This is a genomic window from Aeromonas sp. PS2Canimalfood6, assembly GCF_048276795.1.
Taxonomy (GTDB): Bacteria; Pseudomonadota; Gammaproteobacteria; order Enterobacterales; family Aeromonadaceae; genus Aeromonas; species Aeromonas caviae.
In genome coordinates this window covers 47560-62095 of the sequence record NZ_JBLUXC010000006.1, presented here as the reverse complement: position 1 = coordinate 62095, position 14536 = coordinate 47560, and the positions used below count along the sequence as shown (strand labels likewise).

15 protein-coding genes are annotated in these 14536 nt (G+C 61.4%); 9 read left to right on the top strand and 6 right to left on the bottom strand.

Features of this window, described 5'->3' with window-relative positions:
* Positions 1 to 10 precede the first annotated feature (10 nt).
* The 3 genes from ACNPAA_RS04410 (at position 11) to mltB (ending at position 2460) form a co-directional block, all read left to right on the top strand.
* Positions 11 to 673, top strand: a complete 663-nt coding sequence (locus ACNPAA_RS04410; RefSeq protein WP_279955675.1) for an ATP-binding cassette domain-containing protein — start codon at positions 11 to 13, stop codon at positions 671 to 673.
* The gene (locus ACNPAA_RS04405) at positions 666 to 1268 is read left to right on the top strand and encodes a CDP-alcohol phosphatidyltransferase family protein (RefSeq protein WP_109112012.1); all 603 of its coding nucleotides are present in this window, start codon (positions 666 to 668) and stop codon (positions 1266 to 1268) included. The genes ACNPAA_RS04410 and ACNPAA_RS04405 overlap by 8 nt, the downstream gene beginning before the upstream one ends.
* A gap of 94 nt (positions 1269 to 1362) precedes the next feature.
* Entirely contained in the window at positions 1363 to 2460 is a 1098-nt protein-coding gene (gene mltB, locus ACNPAA_RS04400) for a lytic murein transglycosylase B (protein WP_182954424.1), read from the top strand.
* 45 nt (positions 2461 to 2505) lie between these two features.
* Here the strand turns inward: mltB and ACNPAA_RS04395 are convergent, their stop codons facing one another.
* Positions 2506 to 2988: a MarR family winged helix-turn-helix transcriptional regulator gene (locus tag ACNPAA_RS04395; RefSeq protein WP_010674111.1), complete on the bottom strand. Its 483-nt coding sequence runs from the start codon at positions 2986 to 2988 to the stop codon at positions 2506 to 2508.
* Between the two features lie 94 nt (positions 2989 to 3082).
* On the opposite strand from ACNPAA_RS04395, the gene ACNPAA_RS04390 reads away from it, so the two are divergent.
* The gene (locus ACNPAA_RS04390; RefSeq protein WP_109112014.1) at positions 3083 to 3964 is read left to right on the top strand and encodes a DMT family transporter; all 882 of its coding nucleotides are present in this window, start codon (positions 3083 to 3085) and stop codon (positions 3962 to 3964) included.
* Between the two features lie 73 nt (positions 3965 to 4037).
* Here ACNPAA_RS04390 and pgm read toward each other — a convergent pair whose 3' ends face one another.
* Positions 4038 to 5687, bottom strand: coding sequence for a phosphoglucomutase (alpha-D-glucose-1,6-bisphosphate-dependent) (pgm, locus tag ACNPAA_RS04385; protein ID WP_010674109.1), 1650 nt, complete (start codon positions 5685 to 5687; stop codon positions 4038 to 4040).
* A 53-nt stretch (positions 5688 to 5740) separates the two neighbouring features.
* The gene (seqA, locus tag ACNPAA_RS04380; RefSeq protein ID WP_010674108.1) at positions 5741 to 6250 is read right to left on the bottom strand and encodes a replication initiation negative regulator SeqA; all 510 of its coding nucleotides are present in this window, start codon (positions 6248 to 6250) and stop codon (positions 5741 to 5743) included.
* Between the two features lie 291 nt (positions 6251 to 6541).
* Between seqA and ACNPAA_RS04375 the strand changes: the two genes are divergently transcribed.
* The 4 genes from ACNPAA_RS04375 to fldA are packed head-to-tail and all read left to right on the top strand — an operon-like array spanning position 6542 to position 8465.
* On the top strand, positions 6542 to 7306 hold the full coding sequence (locus ACNPAA_RS04375; protein ID WP_417891619.1) for an alpha/beta fold hydrolase: 765 nt from the start codon (positions 6542 to 6544) through the stop codon (positions 7304 to 7306).
* A 55-nt stretch (positions 7307 to 7361) separates the two neighbouring features.
* Positions 7362 to 7583 (top strand): DUF2788 domain-containing protein, encoded by a 222-nt coding sequence (locus ACNPAA_RS04370; protein WP_010674106.1) that lies wholly within the window; start codon positions 7362 to 7364, stop codon positions 7581 to 7583.
* Positions 7584 to 7603: 20 nt separating this feature from the next.
* Positions 7604 to 7900, top strand: a complete 297-nt coding sequence (gene ybfE, locus ACNPAA_RS04365; protein WP_005325670.1) for a LexA regulated protein — start codon at positions 7604 to 7606, stop codon at positions 7898 to 7900.
* A 40-nt stretch (positions 7901 to 7940) separates the two neighbouring features.
* Complete coding sequence (gene fldA, locus ACNPAA_RS04360; protein ID WP_010674104.1) at positions 7941 to 8465, top strand: flavodoxin FldA; 525 nt, start codon at positions 7941 to 7943, stop codon at positions 8463 to 8465.
* Between the two features lie 68 nt (positions 8466 to 8533).
* On the opposite strand, the gene ACNPAA_RS04355 is transcribed toward fldA, so the two are convergent.
* Complete coding sequence (locus ACNPAA_RS04355; RefSeq protein WP_042878128.1) at positions 8534 to 9007, bottom strand: DUF4442 domain-containing protein; 474 nt, start codon at positions 9005 to 9007, stop codon at positions 8534 to 8536.
* Positions 9008 to 9238: 231 nt separating this feature from the next.
* On the opposite strand from ACNPAA_RS04355, the gene fur reads away from it, so the two are divergent.
* A complete protein-coding gene (gene fur / locus ACNPAA_RS04350; protein WP_010674102.1) occupies positions 9239 to 9667 on the top strand; it encodes a ferric iron uptake transcriptional regulator in 429 nt (142 codons plus the stop codon).
* A 99-nt stretch (positions 9668 to 9766) separates the two neighbouring features.
* Here fur and glnS read toward each other — a convergent pair whose 3' ends face one another.
* Both glnS and ACNPAA_RS04340 read right to left on the bottom strand, forming a co-directional pair.
* A complete protein-coding gene (gene glnS, locus ACNPAA_RS04345) occupies positions 9767 to 11428 on the bottom strand; it encodes a glutamine--tRNA ligase (protein WP_139736996.1) in 1662 nt (553 codons plus the stop codon).
* Between the two features lie 342 nt (positions 11429 to 11770).
* The gene (locus ACNPAA_RS04340) at positions 11771 to 14434 is read right to left on the bottom strand and encodes a beta-N-acetylhexosaminidase (protein WP_103243439.1); all 2664 of its coding nucleotides are present in this window, start codon (positions 14432 to 14434) and stop codon (positions 11771 to 11773) included.
* Positions 14435 to 14536: the final 102 nt, after the last annotated feature.

Sequence of the window (14536 nt, the reverse complement as noted above, 5' to 3'; positions counted from 1 at the left end):
AAATAACCATATGCTGAGCACCACGCCCCTTCGCCTCTATCTGGAGGAAGCCCTGCTGCTCTCGCTGCCCGCCCTGCAGGTGGCACCGGGCGAGGTGTTGACCCTGATGGGCCCCAGTGGCTGTGGCAAGAGCTCCCTGTTGGCGGCGCTGGCGGGGGTATTGCCGGCAAGCGGCCCCATCCGGCTGGAGGGGAACGTGACCCTCGGCGCACGCAGGCTCACACAGCTACCGCCCCAGGCGCGGCGCATCGGCATGCTGTTTCAGGATGATCTGCTGTTCGACCACCTGACGGTGGCCGAGAACCTGATGTTTGGCATGCCGGCCAGCGTGAAAGGGCACAGGGTGAGGCGAGAAAAGGCGGTGGCCGCGCTGGCACAGGTAGATCTGACAAATCAGGCGGACAAGCTGCCAGGGGCGCTCTCCGGCGGCCAGAAAGCCCGCGTCAGCCTGCTGCGTGCCCTGCTGGCCGAGCCTAGGGCATTGCTGCTGGACGAGCCCTTCTCCCGCCTCGACAAGCCGCTGCGGGCGGCATTCAGAACCCTGGTGTTCGAGCGCCTGCGCACGCAGGCCATCCCCGCGCTGCTGGTGACCCACGACGAAGAGGATGCGCCGGGCACCATCTTGCAGCTGATCCCCCCAGCCATCCCAGAAGAGGAGCACCACCTTGTTTGATCGCCACCTGATCCCGGTTATCCGCCGCCCCCTCGCCGCGCTCGCCCGCCCCCTGTGCCGGGCCGGGGTGAGCGCCAACCAGGTGAGCCTCGTCGGCTTTCTCATCGGCATGCTGGCGCTGCCGCTGCTGGCATTTGGCTGCTATCAGTGGGCGTTGGCGGCGATTCTGCTCAACCGGCTGCTGGACGGGCTGGATGGCGCCGTGGCGCGGGAAACGGGCATCAGCGACTGCGGCGGGTTTCTCGACATCACGCTGGATTTCATCTTCTACGCCGCCGTGGTGCTGGGCTTTGCCCTCGCCGACCCGGCCAACGCCCTGGCCGCCGCCACCCTGCTGTTCGCCTTCATGGGCACGGGATCGAGCTTTCTGGCCTTTGCCATCATGGCGGGCAAACGGGGCATCGAGAGCCCCGTCTACCGCCACAAATCCCTCTACTATCTGGGCGGGCTCACCGAGGGGAGCGAAACCATCGCCCTCTTCGTGCTCATGTGCCTCTGGCCCGCCGCCTTCGTGCCACTGGCCTACGGTTTCGCCCTGCTCTGTGCCATCACGACCCTGACCCGGATCTGGAGCGGCTACCACACCCTGCGCTGACGGGATCCCGGGGGACGCGCCGGCACGGAGCACTTGCGCCTGCACGCCAATGTTTTACCATGACGGCACTCTTTTTCAGGCTCACGAGAACCCTATGCGTCGCCTTGTCTGTGTCCTCTCCCTGTTTCCCCTGATCTACGGCTGCAGCAGCACGCCGGCGCCCAAGCCCGTGGTCAAACCCCAACCCAACAGCGCCTTCATCAACCAGACGCCGCCGAGCAAACCCTTCTACGGACAGGTGAGCCAGCCCGGGGTCAGCAAGGGGGACTTCGCCAATCGTTCCAACGTGGACAACTTCGTGCAGCGGATGGTGCAAAAGCACGGCTTCGACGGCGCCGAGCTGCACCGGGTACTGGCCCAGGCCGAGCGTTATGACTGGATCATCAAGCTGATGGACGCCCAGGCCCCCACCACCAGACCGCCCACCGGCCCGACCGGCGCCTGGAACCGCTACCGCGCCAAGTTCATCACCCCGGACAACGTACAGAACGGCGTCAACTTCTGGCGCGAATACGAGAGTGAACTCAACCGGGCGCAGCAGATCTACGGGGTGCCACCCGAGATCATCGTCGGCATCATCGGGGTGGAGACCCGCTGGGGTCGGGTGATGGGCAAGACCCGCATTCTCGACGCCCTGGCGACCCTGGCATTTGACTACCCGCGCCGCGCCGACTTCTTCACCGGCGAGCTGGAAGCCTTCCTGGTGATGACCCGGGATGAAGGGATGGATCCCACCGAACCCAAGGGCTCCTATGCCGGGGCCATGGGCTACGGCCAGTTCATGCCGTCGAGTTTTCGCAACTACGCGGTGGACTTCAACGGCAACGGCCACACCAACCTGTGGGATCCGGTGGATGCCATCGGCAGCGTGGCCAACTACTTCAAGGCCCACGGCTGGGAGAAAGGGCAGCCGGTGGCGGTGCGCGGCCAGGGACAGCTGCCGGGCTATGAGCACGGCTTCCAGACCCGCTACCCGGTGGCCACCCTGCGCGGAGCCGGGTTGACCCCAATCGGCTCCCTTGGCAATCACAAGGAGGCGAGCCTGCTGCGTCTGGATGTCGGCACCGGTTACCAGTACTGGTACGGCTTGCCGAACTTCTACGCCATCACCCGCTACAACCACAGCACCCACTACGCCATGGCGGTATGGCAGCTTGGCCTTGCCGTCAGGGATGCCAGAGGCGGCTACTGAGTCAGCCTCAATGCCAACGAAAACGGGCCCGCAGGCCCGTTTTTTTTATTCGTTTTCCAGCAGCCAACGTTTGAGCAGGGCGGCCAGCTGCTCCTGTTCGACCAGGCTCAATGGGGCCAGCAGGCGGCGCTCGTTCGCCACGTGCTGTTCCACCGCATGGTCAACCAGCTCCCGCCCCGGCTCCGTCAGGCAGACCAGCAGGCTGCGCCTGTCATCGGGGGAGGCTTCACGTCTTATCAGGCCACGCTGCTCCAGTTTGTCGAGCCGGGCCGTCATGGCCCCTGAACTCAGCATGGCGGACTGGTAGAGCGCGGTCGGAGTCAGCGGCTCGCCGGCCCGACGCAGGGTCGCCAGGATATCGAAATCAGACCCCAGCAGACCGCACTCCTTGAGGGTCTCGCTCACTTCGCGCCCGGCGATCGCCGCCATGCGCGCCACCCTCCCCAGCACCCCCATAGGGGAGCAGTCGAGGTCCGGGCGCTGCCGGGCCCACTGGGCCAGCAGCTGATCTACATGATCACTCTCCATTCGGGCTCCATTATCTTTACATGAAGATTCTTGATAATAAACCAACTCGCGGCTAATGTATCTTTACTTAAAGATACTTTATTACGAGATAACCATGCCACTGCTGATCGCCCTGCTTGCCCCCCTGCTCTGGGGCAGCACCTATGCCGTCGTCAGTCTCTACCTGACCGACTACTCCCCCTACTGGGTGGCCGTGTGGCGCGCCCTCCCCGCCGGGGTGCTGCTGCTGTTGCTCCATCCCCGCAGACCGCCTCTCGTCTGGAGCAGGCAGTTCCTGCTGGCGTTTTGCAACATCACCGCCTTCTTCGCCCTGCTGTTCGTGGCGGCGTTTCGCCTGCCCGGCGCCGTGGCGGGTACGTTGGGAGCGACGCTGCCCCTCATCCTGATGGGGCTGGCCTGGCTGCAAGACGGTGTCAGACCGACGCTCAAGTGGCTGTTGCTGGGGGTGATGGGGCTCGTCGGGGTGCTCTTGCTGCTCAATCCCTCTGCCAATCTGGATCCCGTCGGCGTGGCGTGCGCCCTGCTCGCCACCCTGCTCATCGGCCAGTCGAGCCGCTGGATGCAACGCTGGCCGGTGGACGATCTGCTGGCCCTGACCGCCTGGCAGCTGCTGCTGGGCGGCCTGATGCTGATCCCGCTGGCCTGGTGGCTGGCCGGCCCCATGCCCCTGCCCCGGGCTGACGCCACTCCCGGGCTTATCTGGCTGGTGATCCTCAATACGGCTCTGGCCTACTGGGCCTGGCTCTGGGGACTCAAACGCCATGGCCCTGAGGTGATGGGGATGCTGGCCCTCACCAATCCCATGGTGGCGGTCTCCTGCGGTGTGCTGATGGTGGGAGAAACCCTGGATGGCCGTCAGTGGCTCGGCATCGGCATCATCCTGCTCTCTCTCTTCCTGATGAAGCTGCCGGCCCGCTCTTTCCTCAAGCGCTGGCAGAACCGCAAGGCCGCCACCGGCAGCGTCGACAACGGCTGATCCGCAGTCAACCCGACACAAAAAAAGAGGAGCCACCAGGGCTCCTCTTTCACATGGGTTGTTGCCGTGAGGGTCAAACGCCTGCCTTGGCCAGGGCGGCGGAGACGATCTGCTGGGCTTCCTGCTGGATGAGGTCCAGGTGCGCCTCCCCCTTGAAGCTCTCCATGTAGATCTTGTAGATGGACTCGGTACCGGAGGGGCGCGCCGCGAACCAGCCGTTCTCGGTCACCACTTTCAGGCCGCCGATGGCGGCATCGTTGCCAGGCGCCTTGGTCAGCTTGGCGAGGATGGGCTCACCGGCCAGGGTGGAGGCTTCCACCAGGGCCGGATCCAGCTTGGAGAGCACCGCCTTCTGGGCGCTGTTGGCCGGAGCATCGATGCGGCGGTAGCTGGAGCGGCCGAATCTGGCTTCGAGCGCATCGTAGTGGGCCTGGGGATCCTTGCCGGTCACCGCCAGGATCTCGGCCGCCAGCAGCGCCAGGATGAAGCCATCCTTGTCGGTGGTCCAGACGGTACCGTCCTTGCGCAGGAAGGAGGCACCCGCGCTCTCCTCGCCGCCAAAGCCGAACTCGCCGCTGTAGAGACCGTCCACGAACCACTTGAAGCCGACCGGCACCTCTTTGAGGGTGCGACCAATCTCGCCGGCCACCCGGTCGATCATGGAAGAGGAGACCAGCGTCTTGCCGACGGCCGCCCCCTTGGGCCAGCCGGTTCTGTGGGTGAACAGATACTGGATGGCCACCGCCAGATAGTGGTTCGGATTCATCAGGCCCGCCTTGGTGACGATGCCGTGACGGTCGTAGTCAGGGTCATTGCCAAGGGCGATGTCGAACTTGTCTTTCAGAGCAATCAGGCTCGCCATGGCGAACGGGCTGGAACAGTCCATCCGGATCTTGCCGTCTTTGTCCAGGGTCATGAAGGAGAAGGTCGGGTCGACCTTGTAGTTCACCACCTCGATGTCCAGACCGTAGCGCCTGGCGATGACGTCCCAGTAGGCGACGCCGGAGCCACCCAGCGGATCCACGCCGATCTTGATGCCAGCCTGCTTGATGGCGGCCAGATCCAGCACGTTTTCGAGATCATCCACATAAGGGGTGACATAGTCGTGTTCCACCACGAACGGGCTCTTGAGGGCCTCGGCAAACGGCATCCGCTTCACGCCGGCCAGGCCCGCTTCCAGGATCGCGTTGGCGCGGTCTTCCACCCACTTGGTGATCTCGCCTTCGGCAGGACCGCCGTGGGGCGGGTTGTATTTGAAGCCACCATCTTCCGGCGGGTTGTGGGACGGGGTGATCACCACGCCGTCCGCCTGCGCCACGGGTTTGCCTGCGTTGTGGCGCAGGATGGCATGGGAGATGACCGGGGTCGGCGTGAAGCCGAGGCCGGCCTGAATGCGGGTCTCGACACCGTTGGCCGCCAGCACTTCCACCGCGCTGGCAAAGGCGGATTCAGACAGGGCATGGGTATCCATGCCGACGAACAGCGGCCCCGTGATACCGGCCTGCTGGCGGTACTCCACCAGCGCCTGGGTCACCGCCAGAATATGGGATTCGGTAAAGGCGCTGTGCAGGGCGCTGCCGCGGTGACCGGAGGTGCCGAAGGCGACCCGCTGCTCAGGGCGGCTCATGTCCGGCTTGTTGAGGTAGTAGGCGCTGACCAGACGGGGAATGTTGGTCAGATCGCAAAGACGAGCCGGCTGACCGGCGTGGGAATGCTGTGCCATGGCGTTTTCCTTGAGCTGAGCCTTGCCCGGCAAGGCCTGAAGTCATTGATGGGTTAAACGGCGCCGCACACCCGAGCCGTCAGATCCTCGTCATAACCCATGCTGTTCATGAGCTGAGCCACCATGTTCTGCTTGCGGCTGGTATTGGTATTGGTGATCACCCAGAACGGGGTCTCCGGTACCGGCTTGGGCTTGGTGGTGCTGCCACTGGCACGCAGCGCTTCCGGGTCACGGGAGAAATAGACGCGCTTGCGCCCTTTTATCTCGGTCGCCTGGGTGAAGCCTTCCGGGTTGTCCCGATAGAGGGTGCTCAATACCAGCATGAAGCGGTTGATGGACTTCTCTTCTTTCTGAAGCTCGCCGGAATCCAGCAGTGCCTCCAGCCCCATGGCATCGGCCACGGGTTGCGGTTGCATCGCAGGCGCGGCCGCCACGGTTGCCGTGCCAGCCTGGGCGGGTTGCTCCAGCAGGCGACGCAGGATATCGGACGCACTCTCGCCGATGTGCCGGGTCTGGCTCGCGATAAAGAAGTAGAGATCGTCATCAAGCTCGATGGTTTTCATAGGGATGCGCTGGACTCGTCGAAATTCGGATGCGGCGATTATACATAGGCAGACCCGGCAGCCCAAGCAAGGGGCGGACAGATGTGCATGAATCTCCTTGAGAATACGGCATAATGACAGGCCAAGTGTGTGATCCCCCGCACTGATAGCCGATCCCGGGGAGATATTTTTGAAAAAAAAACCACAAAAAATCCCCCCATCAGGAATGAAATCCTTTTCTTTCAGTGTGTTAAAAATTATGGCGATAGAGCCCACGACCGATAAGGTGTCATTTTGCAACAATACCCACGATTGAACTTCAAGGAACAGGGCGAAGGCCCGACTGTCGTGCTGATCCATGGCCTCTTTGGCAGCCTGGACAACCTCGGCCTGCTGGCGCGCCCCCTCAGCGAACAATACCGGGTCATCAGCGTCGATCTGCGCAATCACGGCGCCTCCTTTCACTCGGACGAGATGAGCTACCCGGCCCAGGCGGCGGACATCCTGGCCCTGCTGGACCATCTTGGACTTGAACAGGTGGCCCTGGTGGGTCACTCCATGGGGGGCAAGGTCGCCATGCAGGTCGCCAAGCAGGCCCCTCAAATGGTCAGCAAGCTGGTAGTGGCGGACATCGCCCCGGTGGCCTATCCCCACGCCCGCCACAAGAACGTGTTTGCTGGGCTCAATGCCACGCTGGCCACGCCCCCCCAGAGCCGCAGCGAGGCGGAAGCCATGCTGGCCGAGCACATCGAGATCGCCGGGGTGCGCCAGTTCCTGCTCAAATCCTTCGCCAAAGGGGAGTCTGGATGGGGGTGGCGTTTCAACGTGCCGGCCCTTGAGCGCAACTACGCCAACATCATGGGCTGGCCCGACGATGAACGCCGCTTCGAAGGCGCGACACTCTTCATCAAGGGCGGCGACTCCGACTATATGCTGCCCGAATACACCGGGGCCGCGATGGCCCAATTCCCGGCCGCCAAGGCCCGCGTCATCGCCGGCACGGGTCACTGGCTGCACGCGGAAAAGCCGGTTTTGTTCAACAAACTGGTTGTGGATTTCCTGTCGACAGGCGGTTAACAGTTTCAAATCCTTTGTGATATAGTGCGCCCGTCTTAAGGAGTGCGCGCAATCCATGCTGAGTGAACACATCGATCTCATCGAGAGTCTGGGCCTGAAACTGTTCTTCGTGGCCATCTTCCTGCTGATTGGTCTGGCCATTCAGGACGTGCTCAAACGGGGCAATGTGCCCCGCTTCGGCCGCTTCATCGTCTGGCTGGTGCTGTTTCTGGGTTGCGCGGGTTTTGTCGCCAAGGGGCTGATCGAAATGGGCTGGGAAGGCTCAGGGATCGGCTAACTACTTTTCATCTGTGATGTATGGCCAAACAGCAAACTGATCGAACAACACTGGATCTGTTCGCAACTGAGAAGCGCCCCGGCAGGCCAAAGACCAATCCACTCCCCCGCGAGACCCAGCTCAAGATCAACAAGCGCAACCAGCTCAAGCGCGATCGTGAGAACGGGCTGAAACGGGTCGAGTTAAAGGTGGAAGCCGAGTTGCTGGAGCGCCTGAACCAACTTGCGCTGCAACAGAACGTCAGCCGAGCCGAGCTGATCCAATCTATCCTGAAGCAACAGATCGAGTCTGCTCATGCAGCAGGCATCGCAATCTGAACCGTCAAGCATCAACACCAGATACGGGTAACGAAACACTATGGCTAGTGTAGGTCTGTTTTTCGGCAGCGATACCGGTAATACCGAAGCTGTCGCCAAGATGATCCAGAAAGAACTGGGCAAACAACTGATTGAAGTCCGTGACATTGCCAAGAGCAGCAAGGCCGACATCGACAGCTTCGATCTGCTGATGTTCGGCATCCCGACTTGGTACTACGGCGAAGCCCAGGCCGATTGGGACGACTTCTTCCCCGAACTCGAAGAGATCGACTTCAACAACAAGCTGGTGGCCATCTTCGGATGCGGCGATCAGGAAGACTATGCCGAGTACTTCCTCGACGCCATGGGTACCCTGCGTGACATCGTCGAAGCCAAGGGCGCCATCATCATCGGCCACTGGCCGACCGCGAGCTACGAGTTCGAAGCCTCCAAGGCGCTGGTGGATGACAAGCACTTCGTGGGCCTGGGCATCGACGAAGATCGCCAACCCGAGCTGACTGCAGAGCGCGTCAAGGGCTGGTGCAAACAGCTGCACGAAGAGATGTGCCTGGGCGAGCTGGAGTGATCTGATCTTCCTCCCTCTTCATGCAACAAGGGCCCCGACGGGGCCCTTATTGCATCTGCAGCAAGCATTCAGCCCCCCCTGTGCTGGGGCTTGGATCTGACATAGAGGGTGCGCTTCACCTGGGCCACCAGCTCGCCCTGGCCATCCTGCACCTGCACCTCGAACTCGGGAAAGTGCTTGTCTCCCCCCTCGGTCGCCGCCACGATCGATGCCAGCTTGGCGTCGCTCAGGGTGAACTCCGCCACCAGTTTGCCCTTGCCCGGCTTGATGAAATTGATACTGCCCGCCTTGTCCCACACGTAGTAGCGGTTCTTGAAATAGCCCATCAGCATCAACGGGTAGATGGGATCCGTCATGGCGAACATGCTGCCACCGAACTGGGTCCGGTTGGCATTCTTGTTCCACCAGCGGGACTTGAGAGTGACCCGGCAGAAGCGAAAATCGGGGCTCAGGGTTTCTATCTTGATGCCTGCACCCCAGAAGGGGGGCCAGGCGTTGAGGGCGCAGCGCACCCAGGCGGCATTGCCGAAAAGCCAATCCATGGATCTCATCCGACCAGACTATAAAGAAGTCACATAGTATCAACATTCTCTGATCGAGCAAGCGGGTCTGAATATTCCCATGACGGGCTTGATGAGCTAAAGCCCTTGAATTGCTGGGTTTATTTTTAACTTGGCTACGACCTATAATGACAGGCCAAGCGAGTTCGTGGTTGCCATTACAGCGGCAGTCAATCAGAATAACCACACCTTCGAGAATGCGAATAAATAGAAATGGCAGACAACAACCAAGCGTTAAAAAAGGCCGGGCTCAAGATCACCTTGCCCCGTGTCAAGATCCTGGAAATCCTGCAACAGCCGGACTGCCAGCACACCAGTGCGGAAGATCTGTACAAACGGCTGATCGATCAGGGCGAGGAGATTGGTCTCGCTACCGTTTATCGCGTTCTCAACCAGTTTGATGATGCCGGTATCGTCACCCGTCACCATTTCGAAGGGGGCAAGTCGGTGTTCGAGCTCGCCACCCAGGAGCACCACGACCACCTGGTCTGCCTCGACTGCGGCAAGGTGATCGAGTTCTCCGACGAGGTGATCGAACAGCGCCAGCGCGACATCGCCAAGGCGCACAACATCCGCCTGACCAACCACAGTCTTTACCTGTATGGCCACTGCGCCAACGGTGACTGCAAGCACGACGATTGATTCGGCCGGGTCGGCGCAATAAAAAAGCCAGCATCATGCTGGCTTTTTTGTGTCCGCAATCCGGACCAGAAGCGGCAGGGTTTCCCCTGCCCTCTTCTATCAGACCTCGGCCTTGCCCCAGACGTCACGCAGGGCCACGGTGCGGTTGAACACCAGGCGCTCGGCGCTGGAGAGCTTGTTGTCGGCGCAGAAGTAACCTTCACGCTCGAACTGGTAGGCAAACTCCGGCTTGGCATCCTTCAGAGAAGCTTCCACCCGGGCCCCTTCGATGATCACCAGGGATTCCGGATTCAGAGCCGCTTCGAAGTCATCCTCGGCGCCCGGGTTCGGCACCTTGAACAGACGGTCATAGAGACGCACTTCGGCCGGCAGGGAGTGAGTGGCGCTGACCCAGTGGATCACCCCTTTCACCTTGCGACCGTCCGCCGGATCCTTGCCCAGGGTCTCGGGGTCGTAAGAGCAGTAGATGCAGGTGACCTTGCCGTCCGCATCCTTCTCGACCCGTTCGGCCTTGATGACGTAGGCGTTGCGCAGGCGCACTTCCTTGCCCAGCACCAGACGCTTGAACTGCTTGTTGGCTTCCTCTTTGAAGTCCGCCTCGTCGATGAAGATTTCGCGGGAGAAATGCAGCTCACGGGTCCCCATCTCCGGCTTGTTCGGGTGCGCAGGGGCGGTCAGCACCTCATCGGCCGCCAGGTTCTCGATCACCACCTTCACCGGGTGCAGCACGGCCATGGCGCGCGGGGCGTTCTCGTTGAGATCGTCGCGGATGCAGGCTTCCAGCATGCTCATCTCGACGATGTTGTCCTGCTTGGTCACACCGATGCGCTTGCAGAACTCGCGGATGGAGGCCGGGGTGTAACCACGGCGGCGCAGACCGGAGACGGTCAGCATGCGCGGATCATCCCAGCCGCTGACGTGCCCCTCGGTCACCAGCAGGTTCAGCTTGCGCTTGGACATGACGGTGTATTCGAGGTTCAGACGGGAGAACTCGTACTGACGGGGGTGACAGTCGATGCTGATGTTGTCCAGCACCCAGTCATACAGGCGACGGTTGTCCTGGAACTCCAGGGTACACAGGGAGTGGGTGATCCCCTCCAGGGCGTCCGAGATGCAGTGGGTGAAGTCATACATCGGGTAGATGCACCACTCGTCACCGGTCTGGTGGTGGTGGGCAAACTTGATGCGATAGATGACGGGATCGCGCATCACCATGAAGGGGGATGCCATGTCGATCTTGGCGCGCAGGCAGGCGGAGCCTTCGGCCATCTCACCGTTCTTCATCTTGGCGAACAGGGCAAGGTTCTCTTCCACGCTGCGATCGCGGAACGGGCTGTTCTTGCCAGGGGCAGTCAGGGTGCCGCGGTATTCGCGCATCTGCTCCGGGGAGAGCTCGTCCACATAGGCCAGTCCCTTCTCGATGAGCTCGATGGCGTAGCCGTGCAGCTTGTGGAAATAGTCGGAGGAGTAGCAGATCTCGCCGCTCCACTGGAAGCCCAGCCACTGGACGTCCTGCTTGATGGACTCCACGAACTCGATGTCTTCCTTCGCCGGGTTGGTGTCATCGAAACGCAGGTTGCACTGACCCTGATAGTCGCGGGCGATGCCGAAGTTCAGGCAGATGGATTTGGCGTGGCCGATATGGAGATAACCGTTCGGCTCCGGCGGGAAACGGGTATGCACGCTGCTGTGCTTACCGCTGGCCAGATCTTCATCAATGATCTGACGAATAAAGTTAGTTGGGCTGTTCGCCTGACTCATGGCTCACCTCAAAAATGCGTCACTGGCGGACGTTGTGCCGGCTGGCACCCTCATACCCCCGCCGTCAAGCCGGGTATGATCCCTCATTACGCGCCCTGCCTCAACCTGAATTTGGCCAATTCGGGTCATTGGCGCACCAAAAACGGCGAAACGGGAGAAATTGCAGAGATCCTGGTCAAAAAAAGCCCCGCACGGGGCGGGGTCTCAAGTGATGAAAAACAGACAAAACACACACAACAAAGGTTCACACGCAGAGTCAACCTTTCCCAAGCCCGATGGCCATCGCCCTTGGGAAAGGCGGGTCTTGCGACCCACCTTGCGTTATGGATTGAAGGCTAGCTATCAGTTCAGCTCGGTGACGCGGCTGGTGCGCTTGCCATCGAAGCTGGTGGTACGCAGGTAGACCTTGCCATCCACGGTCGGCTTGGCGGCAGCGTCGTAGGCGCTCCAGCTCTTGCCGTCCAGGCTGTACTGGATGGGCAGACCCGGCAGATCCACGTTCGCTTCCAGCACACCGTTCACCACCTTGGCACCCGGTACGGAGAGGCGATATTCCACCCCGGCCTGGTCCAGTTTCGGCAGCACGCGCTGACCCAGCACGTTGGCAAACTGGTTCCACTCCTTGTTCAGGGTTGCCTTGTTGACATGCTTGGTGGTGCCGGAGAACTCGCGACCCTTCACGTAATCGAGCTCGAAGCCGCCCTTGTGCCAGGCGCGCTCGGCCACGGAGAAGATGCGCGGATAGACCATGTATTCGTACTGGGCATCGGTGCGCACGGTTTCACTCCACTGCTGACCGGAGATCCCCTTGAACTTGACCGGATCCTGGTCACCCTTGGCCACGAAGGCGTTGCCGTCGCGGTCAACCGAGGTCTCGGCGTTCTGCGGCAGGTTTTCCGGGGCGAAGGCGAACACCTTGCGGGTGTCGTTGAAGCGGGTTGCCCAGTAGTAGCCGCGCTCGGCCGGGTGTACCTCGTTCGGGAAGTCGAAGTAGAGGTAATCCGGGTTGGACAGGACCACTTCGTAACCCTTGTGCGCCCACTTCATCGCTTCGTTGAAGCCACCCCAGTAGAGGGTTTCCCAGAAGTTGACACGGGTGTTGTCGGTGGCGAAGTCCTTGGCGCTGTTGGCGTACTTCAGACCGTCTTCCCACGCCTGCAGGGTGGAGAAGCCGTGGCCCTTGACCATCTCGCTCACTTCCTTGGCAAAGTAGACCGGCAGCTCGGCCACGTCCTTGATCTTGCCATCGTCGATCATCTTCTGGCACATGGGGGACTTGCCGAACGGCTTGTCCTGCTTGCTGGAGTCGACGTTGCCCTTCCAGGCCACCAGATCTTCTTTCTTGGTGACGGCCGGATCCTGGTAACCACCGCCCTGCATGATGTTCTTCGCCTCGTCACCACCGTAGTGCCAGGCGGTCAGCGGCTGGCCGGCGGCCTGGTGCATCTGGGCCACTTCGTCCATCACCTTGGCAACGAAGGTGGCGGCACCCGGCTGGCAGGGGTTGATGAAGGACATCTTGTCGTAGAACTGCACCGAGGTGACGTTGGAGGTATCGGCCGGGTCAGTCAGACGGAACTGGTTGGCCTCGGCTTCTTTGCCCTCGCTCATCAGACGCTTGTAGCGTGCCTCCATGGAGACCACGGCGGCACGGGCGTGGGCCGGCATGTTGATCTCGGGGATCACGGTCACACCGCGGGCCTTGGCATAGCGTACCAGGTCGATGTAGTCCGCCTTGCTGTAGAAACCGGAGCCCTGGTTGTCGCTGGTGGGGCCGGAGCCAAGCTGCGGCATCAGGCACTTGGTTTCGGACTCGTCATGGCAACGCTGGCTGCCGACGTCGGTCAGCTCCGGCAGGCCCGGGATCTCCAGACGCCAGCCTTCATCGTTGGTCAGCCCCAGGTGCAGCACGTTGAGCTTCATGGCGGACATCTGGTCAACCAGCTTCTTCATGGTCTCCGGGCTTCTGAAGTGACGGGCCACGTCGGTCTGCATGCCGCGGTATTCAAAGCGTGGCGCATCCTCGACGCTCATCTGGCTCACCAGCTTGTCGTCAACCCCCAGCAGGGAGATCAGGGACTGGGCGCCCCAGAAGGCGCCGTCAACGTCGTGCCCCTGAATGACGGTGCCCTTCTGGCCGATGGTCATGTCGTAGCCTTCGGCCTGCTTGAGCTTGCTGCCGAGCTTGATGGTGACCGGGTAGCCGGTGTCGGAGAGGGTAACACCCAGCTTGGTCAGTTGCGCCTTCAGGGCCTCGGCGCGATCGCTCGGCAGGTCAAGGGCATTGAGCTTGATGGTGGAGAAGTCGACTTGCGGGCCGGCCTTGACCACCTGCTTCATCGGGCTTGGCAGGATGCGGTCGTCAATCTTGCCGGCAGGCAGCAGGGTACTGGTCTGGTTGGCGGCGAAACGGGTCTCGCTGTTCATCAGGATGTTGTTGTCATCCTTGGTGCGCTTCCAGCCATCGGCCGGCATCGGCTTCTCGTAGGTGCTGGCATCGTCGATGTTGCTCATGCTGGCCAGCACTTTCGGCTCGGCCCCTTCACTGGCAACATACCAGTTCGGCATGATGTCAGATTCGAACAATACCCAGTATTCCACCACCAGGGGCACCTCGACCGTGGCGTCCTTGGCAAAGCCCTGGAACTTCTCGGTCGGCGTCAAACGATAGAGGTCGCCGGTCAGGTGGGTGATGGTGAACTGGTCGTTGTCCACCCGCTGGATGCGGCGGATGGAGGAGACATAGATGCTCCAGTCCTTGGAGGTGACGTCGGCCCCGGTATTGGTCAGGTGCAGCTTGGCAACGCCGCAGCTTGCCCACTCGGAGCCCAGCGCCTGGCAGTCAAGACCGGCGCCGGCACCGTCATTGGTGACGACTTCGTACTTGACGACGAGGTTGCTGGCGAGGGCGTCGACCACCGCTTGCCTGGCAGCATCAGCTGCAAGTGCGGGACCGGCGAAAACGGTAGACATGGCAATGGCTAACAGAGAATGTTTCAAGTTCATAACTGCTGCTCTCATTTGAAGTAAAGGTTGGATTTTCTTGGCTTTTTTTATATGGGGCCCCGAGGCGGGGCCCTTAGTTATGTCAACAATGGACTTAGACTT